Consider the following 25,057-nt stretch of genomic DNA (forward strand, 5'->3'; position numbering starts at 1 on the left):
TATCTCTCCTCTTCTTATTGATGTCGTCTTAAGTTCGTCTTTAGGCCTTAAATTTCAGCTTTCAATACTTCTTCACCAGTCGTAATTGCACCCAATTTCACAGGCAGAACCTGCTTGTAATCAGCCGTATTCGTAACGACCATCGCCGTTGTAATGTCATATTCCTTGGCGATTTGATCAAGTTCAAACGCGAGTAACTTGTCTCCAGCCTGTACTCGTGCTCCCGTAGCGACATGGGCTTCAAAATACTGACCGCGCAGTTTCACGGTGTTGATCCCAACATGGATCAGAAGCTCCATTCCGTTATCACTGCGGACCACGATCGCATGTTTCGTTTTGAACACATTCATGATGGTACCTGTAACTGGTGACACCAGTTCGCCCACCGTTGGAACAAATGCCACACCTTTACCCATCAATTCATCGCCAAACGTTGGATCATTAACTTCTTTAAGTGCGATCGCTTTACCCGTCATCGGTGCAATGGCTACCGCATCACTTGTTGGTGTTGGAGCACCCATATCGTCCACGTTCACAGTTGCAGCATTGTTGGACGGTGCTGCCGCTGGTGCCTCAGAAGCGCCTGGTGAAAATTGAGCCAACGCCTCGGCATCACCCTCTTCTTCCTTGATCCCGAACACAGTAGACATAATTGCACCCACGACAAAGGCAAGAATCATACCACCAAAGGAGTACCAGAAGGTTTGTCCGATCAGGGATGGCAGACCCGGAAGACCACCGTTACCCGCAAGCACATAAGCTTTGGCTCCAAAAGCAAGAGCGAATCCGCCACCCACTGCACTACCAATCATCGCAGCGGCAAACGGTTTTTTATACTTCATATTCACGCCGTACATGGCTGGCTCTGTTACACCCATCAGAGCTGTGAAGCTGGTGGACAATGCAACGGTTTTGAGCTTTTTGTCTTTTGCACGGAAGAATACGCCCAACGTCGCTCCGGCCTGTCCCATATTAGAGATGAACGTCAGTGGCAAGAATTTATCGAAGCCTAATGTAGCAATATTGCTCAGGATGATCGGTACGAGCGCATAGTGCATACCTGTCATAATAATGAGCGCCATAGCGCCGCCAAGAACAATACCTGCAATCAATCCGCCTTCATTCAGCAACCAGTTAATACCGCCGGACAAGCCGCTACCTACAAATGTACCCAGTGGACCGATCGCAATCAGCGTTACCGGAACCATGACAAGCAAGGTAATCAGTGGCACAAGCAGAAGCTTCAATGCTGCCGGGATAACGCGGTCAACCCATTTCTCAACATAGGACATTAACCATACGGCAAGCAAAATCGGAATAACCGATGACGCATAACTAACAGCTGTTACCGGAATGCCAATAAAGGCAACCGAATCACCACTGGATAGCAATGCGCCCATATCGGGATACATCAGCGCAGTACTTAGCGCAATGGCTACAAACGGATTACTGCCGAATTTACGAGCGGCACTAACCGCAATCAGCAGCGGAAGGAAGTAGAATACGCCATCCCCAATGGCTGAAAGGATACGGTACGTGTCAGTACCTGCTGACATCCACTCCAGAGATACGAATAATGCAAGCAATCCCTTGAGCATACCCGCAGCTGTAATCGCTGGCAGCATTGGTGCAAAGACACCTGCAATTGTCTCAAAAATATTGAGAATCACATTTTTACTTTTTTCCGGTTTAGGCTGTTTATTTTCTGAACTTTGCTGTATTGCCGGATGTTCCTTCACCATAGCATCGAATACTTTGGACACGTCATTCCCGATAATCACCTGGAATTGATCTCCTGAGATATTCGTTCCCATGACTTTATCCAGTTTCTTGAGTGAGTTATTATCCACTTTATCGTTATTTTTCAAATCAAATCTCAGTCGTGTGACGCAATGATACACCGAGTTGATATTGTTTGTTCCCCCAACGGCTTTGATGATTTCCTGTGCCGTTTCCTGATGTTTCATGATCATTTCCTCCTCATTTTTCCAATAAAAAATACCCGAACAAATAGCCACGTCTTCTACGTGTCATTCATTCGGGTATTGCCTGATTGAACAGTAACAAGCCCATTTGATATTTAGTTAGGTTCTGGTTCATGTGCTGATATTTCATTGGTCACGCTTCGGTTTCATTAACCGCTCCAGATGAAGGGTCAGATACAACTGTTCCGAATGAGTCATATCATACTGATAGTTCTTATGGATAAAAGTCTCAATCTTGCCGATACATTTGAAGGTTTCGGGATAGTTTTTCCGTACAACCTCGTATAAATACTCCTCCGCATCGTCATGTGACGAGTGAGTAATTACCCGTTGGCAGAAATACTTCAAATGAGTAATGAAACGGAAATAGTTGACGCTATCTTCATCCAATTCGACATTGAAGTGATATTTGATAATGTTCATGATCTCCTGAAGAAGCTGCATCAAATGAGTAACATCGTTCATGGAATCATTGACTTCCGCATTGATGAAATGCAGCGCTATGTTGCAAATTTCATCCTTGGGAAACTCCACATCCAGTCTTTCCTTCAGCAAGGTGAGCGCTTCCCGGGCCACGTCGAACTCGGCCTTGTAGAAATGCTGCACTTCCCAGGAGAGCGGATTTCGTGTAATCATTCCCTTTTCCAGACGCTGGACAGCAAAATGAATGTGATCCGACAGTGAGACATAAATCCCGTCACTGATGGTTTTGTTCAATTGCGTACGTGCCAGTGTCACAATATCATCTGTCGCCTGCAGAATTTCAATCGGCACTTCCGTGACAATGGACTTGAACTTCTCATAGATCGATGCATCCTGAAGACGGAATACTTTCTCAATCCGTTCTTCATCAATCTCATCGCCTGCCTTGAACTTAAACCCGATACCCCGGCCGAGGATCAGCAGTTCCTGATTTTTGTCATCCACTGTACTGACAATATTGTTATTAAATATCTGTTTAATAATCATTATGGACCCACCTGTTTTTTTTGAGGATTAAAAAAGGGCAAAACCAAAATAGAAATAATAAAATCATTTCCATAGTGGTTTTGCCCGCATTACCGGTAACAAGCCTCGGATATAATTTATCATAACCTGAAAACGGTGTCAACAGGCAACCGATGTTTGAGTGTATATAGTTATGCAACATTTTACTTTTATGTTACATTGAATGATATGTAAGCATTGATATTTATTAATATGACCTAAACTAAACAGGAGGATTCATTTTGAAAAAAATCATTTCAATGACCGTAGTCATTGCCGCCATGTCACTATTGTTATCTGCGCCGCTCACCTTGACCGCAAAATCCAATGACCTCTCGTTGATACAGAATCACGAGTCTGCTAGGCGCCTGGATCGGAAGACGCAAAAACTTTTGAGTGATGAACTAGTTAAACTCGTGGGGAAACAGAACATTCAATTCACCACAATAGACACATCATTTGATCCGTGGATCATTAACGGAACTATAGATGGAACTGGGTTCGCCGATTTCACACAAAGATACGATCCTGATACGAATCGTGTCTTGTCCACCCTTCTCACGTATGATACCGCTGATCTGAATAAAGTAATGGATAATGCGCTGCGCTTGAAGCTCGATGCCTTCTTAAAAACATTTGAAGATGAAGATATCTTCATTAAAGGTTCTTTCTGGCGTTTCAAAGCCAATGATCAGGAACATGGACATTTACTCCAAAACTACTGGGTCATCTTTGGACCAAGTCAACAACTTTACATCGATGTGGACAAAGGTAATCAAATGTCGGCAATCCTGCAATATAAAATCGATGATGCCTATGCCTGGATGACAGACATAGCACGAAATTCACTCAAAAAACTTGGAATCCCCTCAGTAAAAGCTTTTGATTACACCTTATTTACCATAGAAGGAAAAGATATGTTATGGCAGTATCGGGATGACGACAATCTAAATTACGTGCATATCGGCAGCAAGACCGGAAAGGTATGGAAAGTCACAAACGAACTAGGTATTAACTGGAAAAATGATACTGATTTCAAAAAGTCTTTTGCCAAGCCTAAGCTGAGCAAAAGCAAAGCACTATCCATCGCTACACCTACAGTCAGATCTATATTTGGTATTGAGCTAAAAGGTTATTCCGTTCGTATCCAAGAAAACGAATACACCTTCACGAAAAAAGGAGCCATAACGATTATCGGTAAAATCAATAAAAAAGGTGCATTTTATTCATTTGAAGCCATTCCTTCAAAAGGGGAAAGAAACTAACTTACATAATAAAAAACAGGCGGCTTGAACTCCGATTTCCGGGAGATCGAGCCGTTTTATTTTACTAATTAATCATTACCCATCTAAATTTGCATAAGAAATACTCCGCTTTATGATGACAGTCTGTTTAATCTTGTCATCATATGCGGAGCCGGTATCATTAATCTACGCAATGACGTACTTATAAGGCAGCCCTTTTTCACAGAGGCTTTCCATCATTGTTGGAAAGTCACATTAATCTGTACAATCTCCGAACGACTGCTAGTACGAATCGGAGGTCCCCAGAAGCCGAAACCAGAGGTCACGATAGAGTGCATGGACCCTTTTTGAAGATAACCCCAATCATTCTCGTATATGGCCTGTGTAATAAACTGAGCGGGTGCGATCTGACCACGATGGGTGTGACCAGACACTACTAAATCTACATGGTTTTGCTCCGCAATATCCAAATCATAAGGCTGGTGATCCATCATGAGCACAGGCTTGCTCAAGTCGGTATTCTGCATCAATGTTGCTACTTCTGCCCGATCCTTCTCTGTTCGGTCTTTGCGTCCAATTAGAGTGATCTTGTCATCCAATGTAATTTTATCATCATACAGAACTTGCATATTACTCTTCTCCAGAGCAGCAATCAGATCCTCGATCGGACCATTATACTTATCGTGATTGCCCAGTGAGGCGTACACTCCATAAGGGGCCTGAATGCCGCTGATAATATCCGCAATCCCACTCTTGAGATACATATCCAGGTTGTCATCGATAATATCACCAGGATAGAGCACCAGATCCGGCTTCAGTGCGTTAATTTCTTCCACCATGCGTTTAGCATGAGCAGGACCGGACAACAGACCAAAGTGCATATCTGCAGCCATAACAATGTTGAGGCTGTCGACACCTTCCACTTTTTTATCAATCTGAATGTTGTATTGTCTTACGACTGGACTATAGGCGTTATAGATACCATAGCCCAGCGTGGACAGCAACAGCACGAGGGTGACCACACCTGCCCATTTATGAGCGTAATGTCTTGGAATACGGGTTAGTCTAAGTAACCATAACGTTAGATGAACCACTGGCAGAATCAATAACAGCAAAGAAAAGATCGCAAGCCAGTAAGAACCAATTACACTAAGGAAGGAAACACTTCCAAACAACCGTGCCAGTATGAATGAAACTGCGAGGAATACAAGCGCGACTATGTAAAACCAACGAAATCTAGCAGATACGACAGGCTTCATCCAACTCCAGCCGCTCCATCCTATGTAAAACACTAATAAACCGTACACAACCAAAAACAAGATGCCTGCAAGTACGAACATGCCTCCGTTAACCTCCACGTCAATAAGTTGATTGCTGAATTTTCTCTTTAAACGAATTCCAGTCCATCTGAACAAGTATAACGCAGTTAAAGGGGTCAGGACATCTGTTTCCATCCCTCAGATGCGTACATTTTATTACAATTTGGGATACTTAAATTCCAATCATTATATATCAGCCGATACGTCAATCCATAGCCTGTCATTTGAATAAAAAAACATTCCTGCGTCCGCTCATGACTAAAACATCATGAACGAGCACAGGAATGCTGAATGATCTCGAATTACATATTACTCGTTAGTGTCCATCCATTGGAAGTGGAATGAACCTTCTTTGTCCACACGTTTGAATGTGTGAGCGCCAAAGTAGTCACGTTGTGCTTGCAACAGGTTTGCAGGCAAACGCTCAGTGCGGTAGCTGTCATAGTAAGACAACGCGCTGGAGAATCCAGGAACCGGAATTCCTTGAGTTACCGCAGCTGCAACGACTTCACGCCATGCACCTTGGTAGGATTCAACAATGTTTTGGAAGTATGGGTCCAGAAGCAGGTTTTTCAGTGCTGCATCCTTATCATATGCTTCCTTGATGTTTTGCAGGAACTGCGAACGGATGATGCAGCCACCGCGGAATATCATGGCGATGTTGCCGTATTTCAGATCCCAGCCATATTCGTCTGAAGCTGCACGCATTTGAGCAAAGCCTTGTGCGTAAGATACGATTTTACTTGCAAACAGCGCTTTGCGCACATTTTCGATGAACGCTTTTTTGTCGCCAGAGAATGCATCAACCGCAGGTCCATTCAAGATTTTGCTTGCTGCCACACGCTCGTCTTTCATTGCAGACAGGAAACGGGAGAATACGGATTCCGTAATCATGGACAATGGTACACCGAGATCCAGCGCGCTTTGGCTTGTCCATTTTCCTGTTCCTTTTTGTCCAGCTGCATCCAGAATGACATCAACCATTGGTTTGCCCGTTTCCGGATCGTATTTGGAGAAGATGTCTGCCGTAATTTCAATCAGGTAACTATCCAGCTCGCCTTGGTTCCATTCAGAGAAGATTGCATGCAATTCTTCAACGGAAACATTCAGCACGGATTTGAGCAAATGATACGCTTCTCCGATCAACTGCATATCCCCGTATTCGATACCGTTGTGCACCATTTTCACATAGTGTCCGGCACCATCTGGTCCGATATATGTGCTGCAAGCATCGTCGCCTACTTTAGCGGAAATGGCTGTCAGAATGGGTTCAACGAGCGCATACGCACTTTCTTGTCCACCTGGCATGATTGCCGGGCCTTTCAACGCGCCTTCTTCACCACCGGATACACCCGCACCGATGAAGCGGAAACCTTTGGCTTCCAGATCTTTGCTGCGGCGTTGGGTGTCAGGGAAGTATGCGTTCCCTCCATCAATGATGATGTCGCCTTGGTCCAAGTGTGGCAGCAGTTGTTCAATAGTAGCGTCCGTTGCTTTACCTGCTTGAACCATGATCAGGATTTTGCGTGGGGATTCCAGGGAAGCTACGAACTCTTCAATCGTAAATGCGCCTATCAGGTTTTTGCCTTCGGCTTCTTTGAGAAGATCGTTCGTTTTCTCCGGGGAACGGTTAAATACCGATACCGAGAATCCTTTGCTTTCAATATTAAGGGCAAGGTTCTTACCCATTACTGCAAGTCCGATGACACCGATCTGTTGTTTACTCATTATGTCCTCCCAATACTCTTTATATATAGTAGGTTAAAATTCGAGATCAACAATCCTTTATTACTGAACTGTTTTTTTCCAGTCTGCTGCGAATTTCTCCATGCCTTGATCTGTCAGCGGGTGTTTGGAGATTTGTTCAATGACGGAGAATGGAACAGTAGCAATATGTGCTCCTGCCATTGCTACACGTGTAACGTGGTCCGGATGTCTTACAGAAGCCGCAATAATTTGTGCATCCAGGTTATGTGTACGGAACAGCTCAGCAATTTTGGCAACCAATTGTACGCCATCTTCGGAGATGTCATCGAGACGTCCCAGGAACGGGGATACATATGTTGCACCGGCACGAGCAGCAAGCAGCGCCTGGTTCACGGTGAAGATCAACGTTACGTTGGTTTTCACGCCTTTTTTGGTCAGGTAACGGCAAGCTTCCAGTCCTGCAAGTGTCATTGGCAGTTTGATTGTGATGTTTTTGTCGTTGTTATTGATTTTGATCAGTTCGTCTGCTTGAGCAATCATCTCTTCAGCTGTGATCGCATCTGGTGTTACTTCAGCAGATACGGATTCAACTTCAGGTACCTCACGCAAAATTTCTTCAATACGATCTTCGAATTTCACGCCTTCTTTGGCTACCAATGACGGGTTTGTTGTTACACCAGACAAGACGCCGATTTTATATGCTTTTTTAATGTCTACCAAGTTTGCTGTATCGATGAAAAATTTCATATTCAATTACCTCCAAGGGATATGTTTTTTTGTTTTTTTATGTTACAGATTTGCATTTACAGCCAGAGGAACTTCAATAACATCTTCAGCCTGCTGATCGGCAGGTTGGTCAAACCACCAGTGGTGCCCTTCCGCAGCGAGCATCGTATCCGACTCTGCTGGTCCATAACTTCCAGCTGGGTACAGATGAAGTGGGAGCAAATTCTCCTGGAATGCATCCAGAATAGGTTGTACCCAAGCCCAAGACAGTTCTACTTCATCCCAATGGGCGAAGAACGTTGGATCACCATGCAATGCGTCATGAATCAAGTTCTCATAAGCCTCGGCCAGATCCTCACGATCTGGTGACAGATCGATATGAACAGGTTTGAACTCCCCTTTGTTTTGCGGGTCGCTCGCATTCAGCTGCAGCGTCATGCTCTGGTCAGGACTCATCTCAATTACAAGCAAGTTCGGTTTAGAACCGTTAACCACGTTAGCCTGTCCAGATGGTTCCTTGAATTCGATGACAATGCGAGTTGATTTCTCCTTCATTCGTTTACCGGTACGGATATAGAAAGGTACTCCGCGCCAGAAGAAGTCATCAATCTGCAATTTGGCAGCAATAAAAGTATCATTCATCGTATTCTCGGCAACACCCGGTTCAGCTGCATATCCGCTAACGGATTTGCCTTGAATGTTTCCTTCAGCATACTGTCCGCGAATGACGCTTGCACCCACGTTTTGCTTTTGCAGTGGCTGGATCGATTCCATGATGTGTTTTTTCTTCAAACCGACTTTTTCCGTGGTGCTGTTATATGGAAGCTGGATAGCCATCATCATTAGCAATTGCAGCATATGATTCTGGAACATGTCACGCACGGCGCCTACATGATCATAATAGGATGCCCGTTCTTCCACGCCAACAGTCTCATTAGCGGTAATCTGCACATTGGAGATATAACGGTTGTTCCACAACGCCTTCATGATCGGATTGCTTTGATGCAAGGTTTCAAGACGCTGTACCATCGGTTTGCCCAAATAGTGGTCAATTCGATAAATTTCTTCTTCGGTGAACGCTTCGCTTAATTTGCGATTGAGGTCACGAGCCGATTGTAGATCATGTCCAAATGGCTTCTCGATCACAAGGCGTTTCCAGCCCTCAGTTGATCCAAGTCCACTACCCTGAATGTTCTCTGCAATGGGTTCGAAGAATTCTGGACCAACCGAAAGGTAGAACAGACGATTGGATGGAATGCCAAGTTCAGCCTCTCTTTGTTCCACTAAATTTAACAACTCTATATAATCTTCCTTATGGCTTATATTCAATACACTGTAACGGAAAGCCTGCACAAATGATTTCACAACTTCAGGATCAGCAGGGCGTCTGGAAAATTCATTTAATGATTTTTCCACTTGTGCCTGAAAGAATTCATTAGACCATTCTCTGCGTCCCAAGCCAATCAGCGAGAAGGATTCCGGAAGTTTCTTCTCAATGTATAAATTATATAATGCTGGATATATTTTTCTTTTGGCTAAATCGCCAGTCGCACCAAATAAAATAATGCTCGTTGGTTCCATCTCACTATTCTCCTTCCAAGTAACTCTGGTTTCTTTGCTGTAGTTACACTATAATACGTTTCATAGCCATACAAGTAATTAATATATTTCACAGGAGCTATAGACGATATCTATGACAACAAATTATGAATTATATAAGGTATTTTATTGGGCTGCCAAAACAGGCAGTTTAACCCAAGCCGCCAAAGCGCTATATATTACTCAACCTAGTGTCAGTCACGCCATCAAACAGCTGGAGGAAAGTTTTGGTCTTACGTTGTTTTACCGGAATTCCAAAGGAGTTGCTCTAACACAGGAAGGTGTAAGTTTGTATTCCTATATTGAACAATCCCAGATTCTGATCTCGCTGGCCGAGGAGAAAATGGCCGCATTAAAGAGTTTAGACAACGGAGAACTAAGGATTGGTGGCAGTGATTCGCTGTTCAAGCATTACATGCTATCCTATCTTGAAGAATTTCATGTGCTCTACCCTAACATCAAGCTGCATTTAAGTCATGGGACAACGCCGGAAGTCATCACGTTTTTGAAAGAAGGCAAAATTGATTTGGGTGTTGTGCGGATGCCCATTGTTGATCCGCAACTTGAGGTCAGGGAAAGTATCCAGCTCAAAGACTGCTTTGTCGCGGGCGAACGTTATGCTCAACTGAAGGATAAAGTTATGACATTGGAAATGCTGCTGGAGCATCAACTGATTCTTTTCTCCAGAAACAGCCGGGTTCGGATGGCAATTACGGAACTGTTCAATAGCTATGGCTATACACTCAAACCCGAGATCGAGGTCGGCAGTGTGGATTTGTTGATTGAATTTGCACGGCGAGGATTGGGCATATCGTATGTCACTCGTGAATTTATTTCCAAAGAGCTGGAAGAAGGCTCTCTCTTCGAAATTCAGTTGGATGTTTCTTTGCCCCCTTCACATGTAGGCATCATGACAAAGCGTAATATGCCAATTTCCCTGGCAGCCAACCGGTTTATGGATCTCATTTTCAAGGCGGTTTAGATTCGTTGGTCTACAGGTCTACAAAAAAAAGTGCCTCTTCACCCCAAAAGGATGATGAAGCACTTTTTCTCATCTTAAATCAAGTTCTCTCAATCTGCTCTCAATTCGCTCAGGAATCATAGCAAACAGTTGCTCCCAGGGCATGAATAGACTCGGCTCAAGCAAAAACTCTTCAAACTCCATTGAGGGAACAAACGCCTTGGTCTGCAGAAAACTCCGCACGCTGGCGTCAATTTCTTCATTGGTTTCGAAAGAACCTCTGAACATCTCGTTCACGAGCAGGCCGTCACAACCCGCATTAGCCCCTGCTGCACTATACAAATCTGGCAACAGTTCAAACACAACAGGGATTGGTGAAAAAGCATGTTTCCCTGGCTGCGAATATAGACACACATGGCGTCCAACCACATTAACTCGATCCTTCAGCAATCCCCGAAGTACTCTGCCATGGAAGCTGGCTTCACAATCCACGACTTCACCGTCATCGCCCACATATATCCACACATGCTCCATTTCGTACAAATGCCCAATTTCATAATCCCACCAAATCGAAAATTCAATCACATATTGGACTGCCTCCACCGGAAAATGAATTTCCCGCTGAAATGACGGTGAAGGTCCCGATTGATCCAGAATGGAAACGCCTACAAAATCCGGGTAAAAGGGTTCATTTCGATCAAACATCAATACAGGTGCATAGCTCATCGCGGTTTCCAGCATTTCCTGCTCAGTCATGGTCATGGATCGTCCCTCCACATTCTTTGAGTGCTACTACTGTAACAAGCCAATGTTATGCCTATCTTAACAGAGAATTCGGAATGTGTTAATTGGAACAAAATTTAAGCCCGTAATCGGATAATTTTCCGGTCACGGGCCTGAAATCGGTCATTTGAAAGGAGAACGAGATAACGTTATCCCTTTGAGTTTTTGGTTGATTTAGAAGCTTTGATCGCCTGATCGGAAACAGAATCCACACAACCAATCGGCGGTCCCAAAATAGCGTCATTTTTGATGGATGCCACTGCCGTCCTGTACGCCTCCTCATCAATACAGTATGCACGATGGGCAACTTCAGGCGGTGTTGCAGCCAGGAAGTCAGCCCCCAGCACAATGTCTGGTGTAGGTTGGTCAAAAATCGTCAACAAGTGCACATCATCGGTCTCCGCCACAAACCAGTGAAACCATCCTTGAGGGAATATCGAAACCTGACCTGGCTTCAAGTGATAACTTATCCGCTCCCGCTTGAACGGATCGTAGACAGAGGTGGTAATTTCCCCGTTGATCAGAACGACCATCTCGGTCACATTTGTATGCCAGTGTGGCTGCACAATAATTCCTTTGCTCATGTGTACATTGAAGAAACCATTTTTGATCGTAGGTAGCTGCGGTCCAAACAACTGGGTAATATAATTGCGCGAATCACGCTGATAATTCAACACCGCTGTCGAATCGGCCGCCAGCTGAACATTCGGGGCTTGCAGAATCGGATTAGTCATACCGCTGTTTCCTCCTTATAGGCATACATCTCATTGTTGTACTGTATGCGCTAATTAGCGGAGATAATACCGAGGACACGGTTCCATTGCAATTTTTAACCGCCTGTGTAACTTCATAATATATTAAGCAAGCCCTGGGTATCTTCCCCCTGCGGCAAATCCTTTGGGAGATATCCGTTCAATCTCAGCCAATTCATCATTAGTGAAAGAAACGTGCAAGGCACCAAGATTCTCATGAACTCTCTCCAAACTGCGAGTACCAGGAATCGGAACGATATGTTCTCCCTTTTCGAGTAACCAGGCGAGTGCAAGCTGAGAAGCAGTGCATCCTTTTTGTATAGCCAGCTCTTGGATCAGGTGCACCACCTCCAGATTTTTCTCGAAATTCTCACCCTGGAAACGTGGATAATGACGACGATAATCGTCCTCTGGCAGATCGTCTATCGATCGGATCTGGCCTGTTAGGAAGCCACGACCCAATGGACTATAGGGCACAAGACCAATGTTCAACTCACCGAGCAATGGCAATATCTCATCTTCGAGTTCACGACTCCACAATGAATACTCCGTTTGGAGTGCTGTAATGGGATGAACGGCATTCGCACGACGAATAGTCTCTGCAGACGCTTCAGACAGACCTATATAACGGATCTTTCCCTGCTGTACCAGATCAGCAAGTGTTCCCACCGTTTCCTCAATGGGAGTATTGGGATCAGGGCGATGTTGATAATAGATATCTATATAATCCATGCCCAGGTTGTACAGACTGGCATCTACTGATTTTTTGATATACGCCGGATCTCCCTTGGGGCCCTGGGTATGTGTTATACCGAACTTGGTCGCTACAATAGCATCGGATCTTCGCCCTTTGAGCGCACGTCCAAGTAATTGTTCGTTGCCTCCAAATCGCTGCTTTTCATATTCACCGTACAGATCAGCTGTATCGAACATCGTTACTCCTGCATCTAGCGCACCCTGGATTGTATGAACGGATTCTTGGTTGTCTGGCATCATCATCACGCCCAGCCCAAGCCCGGATACCTGCAATTTATCGCTTCCCAACGTTCTTGTCTTGATCATGTGGTTCCCTCTTTTCGTTAATAAATAGAAAGATATTGAACTTGTATTCATTCTATTTCACGAACAGAGACCCAACCACAGTCTGTTTATGCTAGTACTAGAATTACCACCCTGATCGTTATTGTCACTCCACAACGGGGATGTACACACAACAATGAATACCTGACTGTTCGTTGAGATTGCTCATGGAAAAAATATCATAGGCATGGGCAATGCCATCCGTCCGATCTGTGGTCTCGAGAAAGATCCGGTTGACTTTTTTCTGTTTTATCTGGTGAAGATTCCAAATGTTTTGAAAATCTGTGCTGTCCTCGTTCAACTGTTGAACTATTTTGGAAAACTCCGGTTCACCTGGATACTTGTCATAGTACGTACGAAACACCGCTACCGAATGTCGTGCAAATTCATCCCAATTATGCATACGTTCTCGGAGCGTTACATCCAGAAATAACATTCGCATCATCACACGATCTTTCAAGTTCATCGAGGAAAAGTCGAACAGCTTTTCATTCGCTGCCTCATTCCAGGCAAGTACTTCTGACCTTTCATTCGTAATAAAAGAAGGGTATGCAAGTTGACTAATGATGCTCTGCCATCCCGCTTCGAGATGTGAATAGGAGGCAGGGAATACATGCTCTGCATTAGGGTCCCATAAACGAAATAGGTGGTCCTTCTCTTCCTCACTTAACTGGAGTGCATTTGCTATACTTTCCATTACCTCTCGAGACGCGTTAACCTCCCTCCCCTGCTCAAGCCACGTATAGTAAGTTGCACTGACACCTGCAAGTACCGCGACTTCCTCACGTCTTAATCCAGGCGTTCTGCGCTGTCCATACGATCCGGTGATCCCGACTTGCTCTGGCTGAATCCGGCTCCTCCGAGATTTTAAAAATTCACCCAGCGTTTTATTTCGGCTAATACCTGTAGTCATAAATAACCTCCCTTAAATGTTAGATCTCTATGGATTCAAATACGGCTCTATCCAAAATGGATGTGATTGAACGCCTTTGATATAATTCTTTTATTATCTTTTTGCAAAATCCTTAGTTTACAAGAAGCTTAGCATTGATTCATGCATAACGAAAGGAGCACTACATGGTCCCAACGGTCGGAGACATTTACTGTGTATACGTCGGAAATTTACAACAATATGCTGCCTGCCAGGTCACTGGCCTGAAAGAAACCGGGAGTAAGGGATCACGCCAGCTTGCCGCAATCCTGCAATTGGACTGGACAGGAGATCAGCCGCCCGATGAAACGGAACTTCTGGATATGAAACCACTGAGCTGCAATTACTATTTTTGGAAAGGCGATTGGGATCACAGCTTCGTGCAAGCTGTGATTCCACCGCATTATGTTCTTGCTGGTAATCGGGCTCCTCTCGTAACGGAAGAAACCCGAAGTTATAGCTCAGGGTGGCAGATTGGAGAGAGTCTATATCGGCAACGTCAATGGGATGCCATCGATGAATCGCGAAGGGAACACTTCAAACAAGCTGCCGAAGACTATAGTGTAATTCCATTAGGTGATGCAATGGTGAGAAAAAATACCAGTATCTTGCGCAACTTCAGACCAACGTCTGCCGAGGATGTCGCAGCACTTGTTCAGTTTCCTTGTCTTACACATATCGAAATGCACGGATATACGGAAGGCATCATTCCTTTTTTGGAGCAGAATCCCTTTATATATGAACTTCATATTCATGAACACGGACAATCCGCGCTGGATTTAAGAAAACACAACTAACCAAACTTGTGCTGGATATGAACCGTTTGAACAGCTTGACTCTTCATTCCAGAATCGACTTTCTGAGCTTCATGGGAGACGTGCCCCCTGACTTGCATGTGAATGCTTATGAAGATGGCCAACGAATGACGTTGAGTGTAGCATCGACTGTGCCTCAGGTTATAGCATTATCTCGGCTTGGAGGTTTGCATGTTCGAGAGATTACGGAACTTGATTTACAGCCTGTTGTACATACTTATCCTGAGCTTACTGAATTAAGATTGTGGGGAAAATCCGGCAACGTAAGCAATATACAGTTAATTCAGCAATTGACCTCTTTGAAGACCATATCCCTGAACGATCTTTTTGGATTTAAAGGAGAAGATTTTCCTGGCCCCGAGCATTTTCCCGAACTAAGTACACTCTCGCTGACCAGCCTTCCCTCAGACGCCGCCAAATCCATTAAGGCAAACTATAAAAAGGCGGCGCAAACCCGAATCGATCTGGAGATTGGGAAACCACGCAAACCGGAATGGCTTTCCGAAAATCTCAGCAATCCCTTTGGGGATTGGGACGGAAGGGATCACATCAAAGCAGCGCATGCCAAAAGAGCAGCTAAAACCTACAAACAACACCTCAAGGAAATTCGAAAAATAAGTCAAAATATGAGCGATTTGGACCTTATACAGAAACAACTGATGTTATTAGTGGAGGTGTACACCGAGACGTTTAACCAAATGGAGGCCAAAGCCAACTTTATTGATACAATCGAACGTGAAGAAATTTATAACGCCCTTATTGAATTGTTGGATCAACTGGAATCACAACCGGGAATTGACCAGACAAGTGCTATTAAGGTTAATCGCAAGGAGCTGGATGAAGTGTTTGAACGCAGGAGAGTTTTTTAGATTCAGTATGAATGAGATAAGAGGTTCTTTCTCTTACTTTTATCCGCAAAACGGGCTAAAAGATAAAAGGCTGACTCCATGTAGGAATCAGCCTTTTATCCTTTTCGTATCCATTCTCAACCATTTTACAGTGCTTCAACAGTTGTTCCAAAATACTCACAATCCGTGGATTGCTTCCGATATACCTTCGCCTTCGCCCCACATCCCGGACAACTCACCGAAACCTTCCTTTGTGGTTCATCGACCTTTTCTTCAGTGTCTTTCTCATCGGATGTATTAAATTCTGTATAGTTGATTGTATTGTGACTGGTGTAACTAACGGTATTGGTATTGTAACTTGAATAAGCATGCACATTTTCATTTTCGCGATCAAGATTACTTCCATAGTCTGCACCATAAAATTTCCGTTGTGGGACACGTTTTTTTCTCAGCATTTTAATACCAAAATACAAAAAAATACATTCAAGAATAATAAATTCAACGACAACAACCATATCCAATCTTTCGATGAGATTCTCTTCCATAAGAAGTCTGATCGGCATGGCAATTGCAAAGAACATAAAAAAGAGTCCAAAAAACGTTCTCAACTTCATTCCTCCAAATAACAAATAGAGCAAACTGTGGTTACAACTCGTATCAACAAAATGGTCAGATGTCTATTATTTAAGCTAGGAGATCCTCATCGTTGTTCCGCAATACTCACAGTCCGAAGACAAATTCGGATATACCTTTACTTTGGCTCCACACCCCGAACAATTCACAGATACAGGTTCTTGCGGTCCCTCGTATTCATGATCGTGGTACTCATCCTCATAATACCCTTCATCATCATATTCCTCTTCATTGTCATAATGGTAGTGATAATGATCAACCTTGGGATGGAATTTAGGTCGACTACACATTTTAATTCCTGTAACAAGTACGATAACGCCGGGTATAAAAAGAATAATCGTACTAATAATAGCCATTTCGGTTCCCTGGGATATTAATAATATAGATAATAAGATCGTCAGAGATGAAAGTATAATGAATATAATTCCAAAAAATTTCTTCACAGCTTTTCCTCCTATGAATTTATGATTTGCTTGTCACGATCTGTTGATTCCGCTCTTTCAAACGGGACTTTAACCGGGATAGTTTTGAAGCAAGATGCTCGCTATTCACCAGTTCCCCTGCTTCGTAATGAGTTGAAAGCTCACTGTTCATCTTTTCAATATCCATCAAAATCTGGCGGTCATTATATTCAAGTGAATGTGGAGTGATCGGGTCACTATATTTTACAAGTTCTATTAATGTTTGAAGGGTCTTCCTCTCTTCTTCCGCAGTCAGAACGGAATGGCGCTCCATCGTGTGAAGCAGCTGCTCCAAAGCGTTTTCAATCAAATGTAGATTGACCAATTTCGTTTGCTCAACGGCTTCATTACGACGTGTACTTTGAATAAAGATCAAAATGATGCCACACAGAATGAGGGCGATGGCTAGAGTTACCGTATGTAACAAAACGAACCAGCGGAGACCATGATCTGCTAAACCTGTAAACAGAGAATATATCATTACACAGATCAGATACATCACCAACACGATCCCTAACGCTGTGTAACCAGGAACCAATTCTTTAAAGCGATCCATATGTAGCATAACATGCCTTATATAAATCCAAATCGCCGTAATCGCGACATAAGAAGCCACAAGATTCATCCAGAAAGAAAGCGATACAATGGCATGATTAAACACTGTAAAAGAAACGACTGAGGCTACCAGCATGCTGATCAGATAGATGGCATCCAAAATGAAAAGTTTGCTCCGTTTAATTATCACTATGCCTGCCCTCCATCTTGCAGATTGTTTCCGCAATCCAGACAGAACTTCTGACCGGGCTTCACTTCATGTTGACATTGACTGCATTTCAAGGACAGACTGGAGCCGCAATTGCCGCAAAATTTAGTTTGACCCGAATTCATATGATTGCACTTGGGGCATGGGCTAGGCATCGGTTCGTGACACTGAACACATTCCAAAGCATTCTCCGCATTATCCGCCCCGCAGGATGGGCATGCATGATATTTGTCACCACAATTGGGACAAAATTTGGTCCCTTTTTGCAAGGCATGTCCACAGTTGTTACAACCGGTCGTTGCTGATTTTTCGGCAAGTGAATTGCCACACTTGCTGCAAAAAGAACTATGCTCCTGGTTCGGATGACTGCAATGTTTGCATATGCGTACAGCAGGCGTTTCCGTTGTAGCCATCACTTTGGACATCTGGGACATCTCGCTGCTGAATGATCCTCCCAGTCCAACACCCATCCCCATACCAAGCCCTGCACCCATTATATCCGATTGCATGCTTCCTTCATTTTTGGCTGCACCTTCAAGCGTATCGAATGAACGCTCCTGTTGATAGGTGTACCCGATAATATCCATTTCGGCTTTGCGTGCCAACGCTTCTCTCAATCGTATGACCGAAGGGTCCTCTTCAGGCAGATTGACATTGTGGATATACAGGTTGATTAACTCAATACCAAACTCTTCAAAAGCAGATGCAATCGTATCAGCAAAATGTCGTGATATTTCTGCGATATAAGCATTGATTTCCAGTACACTTACTTTTCTATGTATTAGATAGGAAGACAGCATGGAGTTAATGTTCATAATAATTAGCCCGCGAAAGTAATTGACCATATCAGCCTGGTTAAATTCAGGCAGTGTTCCCACAAGTTTGACCAGAAATTTGCGAGAGTCTGCTATTTTTATTCCCATCTGTCCAAATGCTCTCACGGGAACGATAATATTATATTTTGGGTCCTGTACCTGAATTGGATTTGCTGTTCCCCATTTCACGTCTAGTGCGCTTACTTGGTTGACGTACCACACTTCTGCTGTAAAAGGTGATTTACCTCCGAACGGAAGGTTAACGAGTCGGTTTAAGATCGGGATATTCGCCGTACTTAGCGTATGTCTTCCTGGGCCGAACATATCAAGCGCCCTTCCATCCTTAAAGAGGATTGCCTGTTGGGATTGATTCACAATCAACTGGGTCCATGTTCCCAATTCATTCTCAGGGTGCTTCCAAGCAAATACATCAGGTGAACCGTCATACTTGATTACGTCAATAATGGCCATTTCTCTTCCTCACTCCATAAGTAGAATACTATAATTTCATTGAAACAATCGTACTAACAATCGCTTTCTAACAATCTAAAGTTAAACCATTTAATATCTTATTTATCTGCTAATCTTTCAACAAAAATGTTTTTTCATGTTTAGGCATTGCTATTTTACCATTTATAACCTCCTTTCGCACTAGTATAGTTCATATTTCATGAGATATTTTTCCTATAGATGAATGGTATAGACACTAAAAAACCTCCTGTATATCGACAATATACAAGAGGTTCTTGTGATAGTGGAGTCCCTCTGGTTAATTCAGAAGATTATCCATATATGATGCGGGATCGGCCATGAACGCTTCGAACGTGGAGATCGTTCCAATCTCCTGATGTTCAATATCTGCGTAGCCAATCATTTTTTTGCTTGGATTCCAGACGATCAGGATATGGGAGTACTGATCCACGTCAGAGGATATGCGCAGCAGTTTCTGTCTGCCCAGCTTCATCTCTACGGTATCGATCAGATGAAAGAATTCGAGGTATCCCACGCCGGACGAATTGTCCGGCAAGTCGATTCTTCGCGGACCTTCCGTTAGAAAACGGATTAGTGCACCAGGCAGCTTGTACGCTTTGAGCACATGCAATTTATTGCTCAGATTGTGAAAGTCATGCGGCTCATGAGCTTTCAAATACTCTGCCATTTCCGCATTCTTCTGACTGATCGCAATCGTATACGCCCGCTCCCCATCCTTCTCTTGAATGGTCACATCCGCCCCCTGTTCCACCAGAAATTGAACCATCTTCATATTGTTGTTGCGAGCCGCTACCGTAAGCGGTGTGGCTTTATAGGGATACACCATATCGGACTCGTTGTAATTAATGTCCACGCCCTCGTCCAGCAAATACTGGACCATCTTCATATCGTAATTCGAAACGGCTTTTCGTAACGTTTCCCCACCATATTTTCGAATATCCAGTCCGAGGTCCTTCAGCACTGCGATGTTCTTTTTGTTACCGTAATAGGCTTCATCATACGCATTCGACTTCACCTTGCTCAAACCACTCAATTTGGCACCCTTCTGATGCAAATATCGGATGATCTCTTCCCCGCCATATCTGACCGCCTTAAGGATCGCTGGATTATCCTTTACATTCAAGTTTACTCCGTTATCCACCAAAAGCTTGACCACTGCCTGTTGATTGGTGATTAGAGCAATATCTAATGGCGTCAATGCTATGTATTTGCTGAGCGTAATCTCTTTTTCGAGATCCATGCCCTGTTTAATGAATTCTTCTACAGCAATAACATCTCCCTTGTAAATCGCTTTGGCGTGATCAGGCAACGTTTCAAACATTCCTTGATTTCCGATTTTGAACAAAAGGTGTAACCTCCCTCTGGTTAATATCTCATGACTAAAAGCCCCTGATGCTCATTATTATTAGTATACCTGCTATCCTTTTCATTTGTACAAACCTCTACCAAAATCATGATTCCAGTCCTAAAGCCTTTCATACAAACCAACCCCGAAACATATAGTTCCGGGGCCAATATCATCCTTTAAACCACATCACACCAACTCAATCAATCATGCGCTAAATTCGTTGGGTCTGTTGGCACAATATCACCCCCCTTCTCTAACCCCTTAATGGATTTAAGTTGAGAAGTGATGGCTGCAATAGCGATAACAAATACTCCTGCAATAATAAACAACAGCGCAATGCCTCTTCCCGGGCCAACGCCGATATATGATCCTACGGTCGAAGCGAGTGCTCCACCTTCCAACAAAAGCGGGTTAAAGACACGGTCTGCCAAAAATCCTGCGAGACTATAGGATACAATAAAACCCAATTGCGATAAAATGCCGATGATGCCCCACACCCTGCCTTGCTTCTCGTTGGATATGTTATTGCGCACCAATACATCTGCACTCATGTTGACAAAGGGCAGGGAGGCCAGAAAAAGGAAACCCGCAAAGATAATGAAATAAATATTTATTGAAAATCCCAAAAGGGAAAATGACAATCCGGACATGATCAGACCCAAAACAAGTGTTTTTGAATATTTTTTACTTAGGGTGAACATGCCAATACACAGACTGCTGATCAGCATACCGATCGCGCTCACAGATAGAAACGTGCCAAGCATCCTTGAATCCGAAAATGATAAGATCATAGGACCAATGAGCGTCTCAAGGAATCCCAGATAGAACGTGATGATCGAAATAATGATAACAAGCAGAAGCACGCCTTTATTCGTCGTGACTTCAATCCAGCCTTCGTTAAGCTCAGCAAGCCAGTGGTTCCTCTCAGCATCTCTTCGCGCTGCTTTAATGCTTTTACGGATAACAAGCACCGCCACGATCGCAACCAGATACGTCAACATATTAATGACCAGAATGACTTCAATGGTTGTTATACCGAGCAGAATGCCCGCTATAATGGGCGAAAATAGAAACTTGGATGATTCGGCAAGCTGCATCAAGCCGCTGCCCTTTGAATATTGATCTTTATCGAGCAAATCGGTAGCTGAAGCCTTGTACGCCGGACTTTGAATGGCCGAGAACACGGAACTGAAAGCGACACCAGCATAGAGATGCCATAGTCCAATTTTTCCCGTCAAGATCATGGTCAAAATAAAAATTAGTCCAGCTGCAGAACCAAGATCACCTATGACCATCATCGTGCGCCGGTCAAAACGATCTGCAAGGACTCCACCTATAGGACGCAACAAGATATTAGGCAAAAAGGTAAACAGTGTAATCAGCGCCACAGCTGTCGCCATATGGGTTTTCTCAAATGCGTACACTCCAAGGGAGAATGCCGTCATTCCGATCCCCATTGTAGATATGAGCTGTCCGAACCATACCATTAAAAATTTTCCAAATGACCCGTGTTCCATCTGTTTCATTGGATAAGCCCCTCTCCAATTAACCGTGTTAGAACCCGTGATTCGTTAGCCACTTACCTAAGCTGCTCTCTCTCGCCTTAAGGTCATGCTGCTTGTTAAACTTGCCCATGTTATGATCTGCCACCAGTTTGCCGTCCATCATGAATAATACCCGTTCAGATCGAGCTGCGACTTTGACGTCATGGGTAACGATTAATATCGTTGTTCCAGAAGCATTAATGTCTCCAAGAATATCCATGATTTCATTGGTTGAACGTGAATTCAGTGCCCCTGTGGGTTCGTCGCCAAACAGAATATCAGGCTGATTGATCAGCGCCCTGCAGATGGCAATCCGTTGCAATTGCCCACCCGATGCCTGAGTGATATTATGGTTGGCCAGTTCATTAATCCCCATTTTTTTCATCAGTTTGAGCGCGCGGGTATTAATGGAATCTCTACTACTTTTTTTTGCCAGATAGGCAGACAGAATGATATTGTCGAGTAGATTCAAATTTTTCAACAGATGCATGTTCTGAAATATAAATCCCATCTTGTTCAAGCGAAGCTGTGCCAATTCTTTCTCTGAGAAATCCGAAATTTTCTTGCCAGAAAAATAAACACTCCCGCTACTTACTTGATCCATGCCACTGACATTGTATAGCAAGGTTGATTTTCCTGAGCCCGACGGACCCATAATGGAGACAAATTCGCCCTTCTTCAATTGAAAACTAATATCCTTCAAAATAGGATGCTTCTCACGCTCACCAGTACTGTACGATTTGTTCACGTTTTTGGCTTCCAGGATCATAGTCATGGTCGTCCCCCTATTCGACAATCATTTTGGAAATGCTGGTTTCTTTGATGGATTGAATACTGATTAGAGCGGTACAGATAATAGTTGCTGCCAGCAGCAGCGGACAAAGTACGTATGCTTGTAGCGGGTCAATGACAAAAACAATATGGGACGCTCCGAAAGAAGCCATTATTGCACTGATCAACCACTCGCCTGCCGTATTCGATAACAAGGTTCCTACAAGGACCCCAACACCCAAAACAATAAGGGACATCGATACATATTTGAATTTAATTGTGGAGATGGCAAATCCCAAACTTCTGAAAATCGCGATATCACTGCTGTCCTTTGCGACAAGCATTTTCAGGAATAATGATGTGATCAGGATAGTAACCAATACTGCCACAACAAGCGCCAACACCGTAACCAGCTTAAGCTGATGAATTGTTCCTCCAAGCGTTTGATATAAGTACCCTTTTAAACCGGTCACCTTTGCAGGTGAGAATGCCTGCTCATATTCCGAAATTTTATCTGAGATCTTACTACCGTCATCTTTCAAATCCAGACTCAAGACATACCAGAGCACACGATCTTTGTTATAGGGCAGCCGTGATTTTGCAGTCTTTCCACCATTGGTCACATCCTGATATACACCACTGACGGTCATTGTTTTTTCCTGTCCATTTACGATCAGTACCAAGGTATCTCCCGTCTTCTTCTCCATGTCACTACTGTTCGCATCAGACAAAGCAATTTCATTTTCATTTTTCGGTGCCGTGCCGTTCACGTAAGACAAAGGAAAAACGTCAAAATCACCTGTCTCTACGCTTAAATGATCATAGCTACCTTCACTGTTCAACACTTTGAATTGGCTTGTGACAAGGGGTGAGTATCGAAGTACGTTCTTATCCTTTTGAACATAATCAATTAATTCTGCGTAACGCTGCTCGATATCTTCAGAGTGCCTCATATCAATACGCATATCGCTTTGACCTACACCCATGTAAGAAATGAAGCTAGGAGCTTGTAACGTATGGAGGAAATTTATAGGTACGATCATAATAAATGAACTAATAATAAACACTAACAACAGCAAACGGAACACTTTCAGTCGTTGGATGACTTCTTTTAAGCCCAGAAAAACCGGAACCGATAACCATCGATTTTGGGACAGGCTTAGTCTGTTTTGACTCATTCTCGTTTCACCCAGACCGCCTGAATGTAATGCTTCAACAGCTGAAATGTGATCAAAACGCCGAAGCACACGGTTGCAGAAAAATACAACGATGGCAAAAATGAAGACAGCCGCAAACAATGTTATGCCGTAGTGCAACCATGTTTTGGGAGCTGCCCCCATGTAGAGCATCATATTGGACATGAAGAAACGGTTAACCCATAGTGATGCAAGAAAGCCTGCGATGGAGCCCAGTCCTGCCATAACAACATATTTGCTCAAGTAGAGTTTCTTAATATCACGCTCGGATATGCCAATAGCTTTCATGACGCTAATCTCTCGATAATCTTCTTCAATGGTAGCGAGCATGGTGAAACGAATGCAGAGTACAGCGATCACAATCAAGATCAAACTAACCAGAATGACTACAGCTGCGACTACCCCATCGGTCAACGCATTCAACAACTGAAACAGATTGTAGTTCACAACAGGACCAGCGTTCGGCAAACTCGTATTTTGATAGGCTTGGGTAAAGTCGCTGATCATCTTGGAATCTCTAAGTCGAAATTCAATCAGATACTCCGACTCTCCCGTATTTTGTTTCAAGGTTTGGAATTCACCCTGACTGATGACAAAACGTTTGGAGTGAATAATTGATGGATTCATTTGAGCATCACGTACAAATTCCACGATCTTGTATGTTCTGCTGAAAGAACCGTCTTTAATATGAATACTGTCACCAATGCTCAATTCCTTCTGCTGCAAGTAATAAACGGGAACCGCAATTTCTCCATCATTCACCCGCACAATCTCACTATCCAGATTCAGCAGAAGATCAAAATCCTGATTTTGTACAACAAAATCAATATCCATAATACTGTTTTTCTCGGCCTCCGCTCCAAACAACAAATGAGAACCGTCAATGTTAATCATTTCTACGATCTGGTGTTTATCTACCATCTCATTGGCCTGTGCCCACTCATTCACCTTTGGTTCATCCAACTCACCTGCGTGCATTTGCACCACATGTGGCGTCTTGGATTCTGTGAATAAATAGTGAATTGAACTTGTTAGCTCCATAATCATTCGTGTACCTGAAGAAACAAGTAAAGCCGCTAGTAAAATAAAAACAAATAGAGCGATGTTGATTCCTTTTTTCCTCATAAGATCATTTCTCAACATACGTAATAGCATGAATAACCACTATCTCCTTTGTATGGAACACTACTTTGGAATAATCAGGTACACTTTATGTAATTTATTTCCATGTATGTCGAACCCTCTGAACCAATATACACGCCCTTTCCACCTGTAAAATATACCCATATGTTACTGA

The 25,057-nt window shown here is 43.5% G+C and carries 22 protein-coding genes; 4 read left to right on the forward strand and 18 right to left on the reverse strand.

From position 1 onward, the window contains the following. Positions 1 to 47 precede the first annotated feature (47 nt). The gene (locus AC3ITG_RS19960; protein ID WP_489251133.1) at positions 48 to 1,967 is read right to left on the reverse strand and encodes a beta-glucoside-specific PTS transporter subunit IIABC; all 1,920 of its coding nucleotides are present in this window, start codon (positions 1,965 to 1,967) and stop codon (positions 48 to 50) included. Between the two features lie 144 nt (positions 1,968 to 2,111). Continuing rightward, positions 2,112 to 2,954, reverse strand: coding sequence for a BglG family transcription antiterminator LicT (gene licT / locus AC3ITG_RS19965; RefSeq protein ID WP_062328359.1), 843 nt, complete (start codon positions 2,952 to 2,954; stop codon positions 2,112 to 2,114). Positions 2,955 to 3,214: 260 nt separating this feature from the next. Here licT and AC3ITG_RS19970 point away from each other — a divergent pair, with 260 nt between their 5' ends. Then, positions 3,215 to 4,237: a hypothetical protein gene (locus tag AC3ITG_RS19970; RefSeq protein WP_489251134.1), complete on the forward strand. Its 1,023-nt coding sequence runs from the start codon at positions 3,215 to 3,217 to the stop codon at positions 4,235 to 4,237. Positions 4,238 to 4,452: 215 nt separating this feature from the next. On the opposite strand, the gene AC3ITG_RS19975 is transcribed toward AC3ITG_RS19970, so the two are convergent. The 4 genes from AC3ITG_RS19975 to zwf all read right to left on the reverse strand — a co-directional run bounded on the left by AC3ITG_RS19975 (position 4,453) and on the right by zwf (position 9,549). Continuing rightward, entirely contained in the window at positions 4,453 to 5,556 is a 1,104-nt protein-coding gene (locus tag AC3ITG_RS19975) for a metallophosphoesterase (RefSeq protein WP_489251135.1), read from the reverse strand. Positions 5,557 to 5,844: 288 nt separating this feature from the next. Then, positions 5,845 to 7,263: an NADP-dependent phosphogluconate dehydrogenase gene (gene gndA, locus AC3ITG_RS19980; protein WP_489251136.1), complete on the reverse strand. Its 1,419-nt coding sequence runs from the start codon at positions 7,261 to 7,263 to the stop codon at positions 5,845 to 5,847. Positions 7,264 to 7,323: 60 nt separating this feature from the next. After that, a complete protein-coding gene (gene fsa / locus AC3ITG_RS19985; RefSeq protein WP_079693978.1) occupies positions 7,324 to 7,989 on the reverse strand; it encodes a fructose-6-phosphate aldolase in 666 nt (221 codons plus the stop codon). A 42-nt stretch (positions 7,990 to 8,031) separates the two neighbouring features. Continuing rightward, positions 8,032 to 9,549 (reverse strand): glucose-6-phosphate dehydrogenase, encoded by a 1,518-nt coding sequence (zwf, locus tag AC3ITG_RS19990; protein WP_489251137.1) that lies wholly within the window; start codon positions 9,547 to 9,549, stop codon positions 8,032 to 8,034. A gap of 112 nt (positions 9,550 to 9,661) precedes the next feature. Here zwf and AC3ITG_RS19995 point away from each other — a divergent pair, with 112 nt between their 5' ends. Continuing rightward, complete coding sequence (locus AC3ITG_RS19995) at positions 9,662 to 10,549, forward strand: LysR family transcriptional regulator (protein ID WP_413372220.1); 888 nt, start codon at positions 9,662 to 9,664, stop codon at positions 10,547 to 10,549. 69 nt (positions 10,550 to 10,618) lie between these two features. On the opposite strand, the gene AC3ITG_RS20000 is transcribed toward AC3ITG_RS19995, so the two are convergent. The 4 genes from AC3ITG_RS20000 to AC3ITG_RS20015 all read right to left on the reverse strand — a co-directional run bounded on the left by AC3ITG_RS20000 (position 10,619) and on the right by AC3ITG_RS20015 (position 14,056). Beyond that, positions 10,619 to 11,290: a hypothetical protein gene (locus AC3ITG_RS20000; RefSeq protein WP_489251138.1), complete on the reverse strand. Its 672-nt coding sequence runs from the start codon at positions 11,288 to 11,290 to the stop codon at positions 10,619 to 10,621. Between the two features lie 170 nt (positions 11,291 to 11,460). Continuing rightward, positions 11,461 to 12,045 carry a cupin domain-containing protein gene (locus tag AC3ITG_RS20005; protein ID WP_489251139.1) on the reverse strand — a complete coding sequence of 195 codons (585 nt, stop codon included), beginning with the start codon at positions 12,043 to 12,045 and terminating at the stop codon, positions 11,461 to 11,463. A 123-nt stretch (positions 12,046 to 12,168) separates the two neighbouring features. After that, on the reverse strand, positions 12,169 to 13,122 hold the full coding sequence (locus AC3ITG_RS20010) for an aldo/keto reductase (protein ID WP_489254503.1): 954 nt from the start codon (positions 13,120 to 13,122) through the stop codon (positions 12,169 to 12,171). A gap of 127 nt (positions 13,123 to 13,249) precedes the next feature. Continuing rightward, entirely contained in the window at positions 13,250 to 14,056 is an 807-nt protein-coding gene (locus AC3ITG_RS20015; RefSeq protein ID WP_489251140.1) for a helix-turn-helix transcriptional regulator, read from the reverse strand. Between the two features lie 164 nt (positions 14,057 to 14,220). Between AC3ITG_RS20015 and AC3ITG_RS20020 the strand changes: the two genes are divergently transcribed. Together AC3ITG_RS20020 and AC3ITG_RS20025 are read left to right on the forward strand one after the other, a co-directional pair. Next, positions 14,221 to 14,871 carry a hypothetical protein gene (locus AC3ITG_RS20020; RefSeq protein WP_489251141.1) on the forward strand — a complete coding sequence of 217 codons (651 nt, stop codon included), beginning with the start codon at positions 14,221 to 14,223 and terminating at the stop codon, positions 14,869 to 14,871. A 26-nt stretch (positions 14,872 to 14,897) separates the two neighbouring features. Then, positions 14,898 to 15,758, forward strand: coding sequence for a hypothetical protein (locus tag AC3ITG_RS20025; RefSeq protein ID WP_489251142.1), 861 nt, complete (start codon positions 14,898 to 14,900; stop codon positions 15,756 to 15,758). Between the two features lie 125 nt (positions 15,759 to 15,883). On the opposite strand, the gene AC3ITG_RS20030 is transcribed toward AC3ITG_RS20025, so the two are convergent. The 8 genes from AC3ITG_RS20030 to AC3ITG_RS20065 all read right to left on the reverse strand — a co-directional run bounded on the left by AC3ITG_RS20030 (position 15,884) and on the right by AC3ITG_RS20065 (position 24,885). Further along, positions 15,884 to 16,345 carry a hypothetical protein gene (locus tag AC3ITG_RS20030; RefSeq protein WP_489251143.1) on the reverse strand — a complete coding sequence of 154 codons (462 nt, stop codon included), beginning with the start codon at positions 16,343 to 16,345 and terminating at the stop codon, positions 15,884 to 15,886. Between the two features lie 81 nt (positions 16,346 to 16,426). After that, a complete protein-coding gene (locus tag AC3ITG_RS20035; protein WP_413372225.1) occupies positions 16,427 to 16,813 on the reverse strand; it encodes a hypothetical protein in 387 nt (128 codons plus the stop codon). Between the two features lie 19 nt (positions 16,814 to 16,832). After that, positions 16,833 to 17,576, reverse strand: a complete 744-nt coding sequence (locus tag AC3ITG_RS20040) for a hypothetical protein (RefSeq protein WP_489251144.1) — start codon at positions 17,574 to 17,576, stop codon at positions 16,833 to 16,835. After that, the gene (locus AC3ITG_RS20045) at positions 17,576 to 18,880 is read right to left on the reverse strand and encodes an SPFH domain-containing protein (protein ID WP_489251145.1); all 1,305 of its coding nucleotides are present in this window, start codon (positions 18,878 to 18,880) and stop codon (positions 17,576 to 17,578) included. The genes AC3ITG_RS20040 and AC3ITG_RS20045 overlap by 1 nt, the downstream gene beginning before the upstream one ends. A gap of 298 nt (positions 18,881 to 19,178) precedes the next feature. Further along, complete coding sequence (locus AC3ITG_RS20050; RefSeq protein WP_489251146.1) at positions 19,179 to 20,246, reverse strand: ankyrin repeat domain-containing protein; 1,068 nt, start codon at positions 20,244 to 20,246, stop codon at positions 19,179 to 19,181. Positions 20,247 to 20,449: 203 nt separating this feature from the next. Next, complete coding sequence (locus tag AC3ITG_RS20055; RefSeq protein WP_489251147.1) at positions 20,450 to 21,775, reverse strand: MFS transporter; 1,326 nt, start codon at positions 21,773 to 21,775, stop codon at positions 20,450 to 20,452. 28 nt (positions 21,776 to 21,803) lie between these two features. Next, positions 21,804 to 22,568 carry an ABC transporter ATP-binding protein gene (locus tag AC3ITG_RS20060; protein WP_489251148.1) on the reverse strand — a complete coding sequence of 255 codons (765 nt, stop codon included), beginning with the start codon at positions 22,566 to 22,568 and terminating at the stop codon, positions 21,804 to 21,806. Positions 22,569 to 22,578: 10 nt separating this feature from the next. After that, positions 22,579 to 24,885, reverse strand: a complete 2,307-nt coding sequence (locus AC3ITG_RS20065; protein ID WP_489251149.1) for an ABC transporter permease — start codon at positions 24,883 to 24,885, stop codon at positions 22,579 to 22,581. Positions 24,886 to 25,057 lie beyond the last annotated feature (172 nt).

This window comes from Paenibacillus sp. GL_099_B (assembly GCF_057835695.1).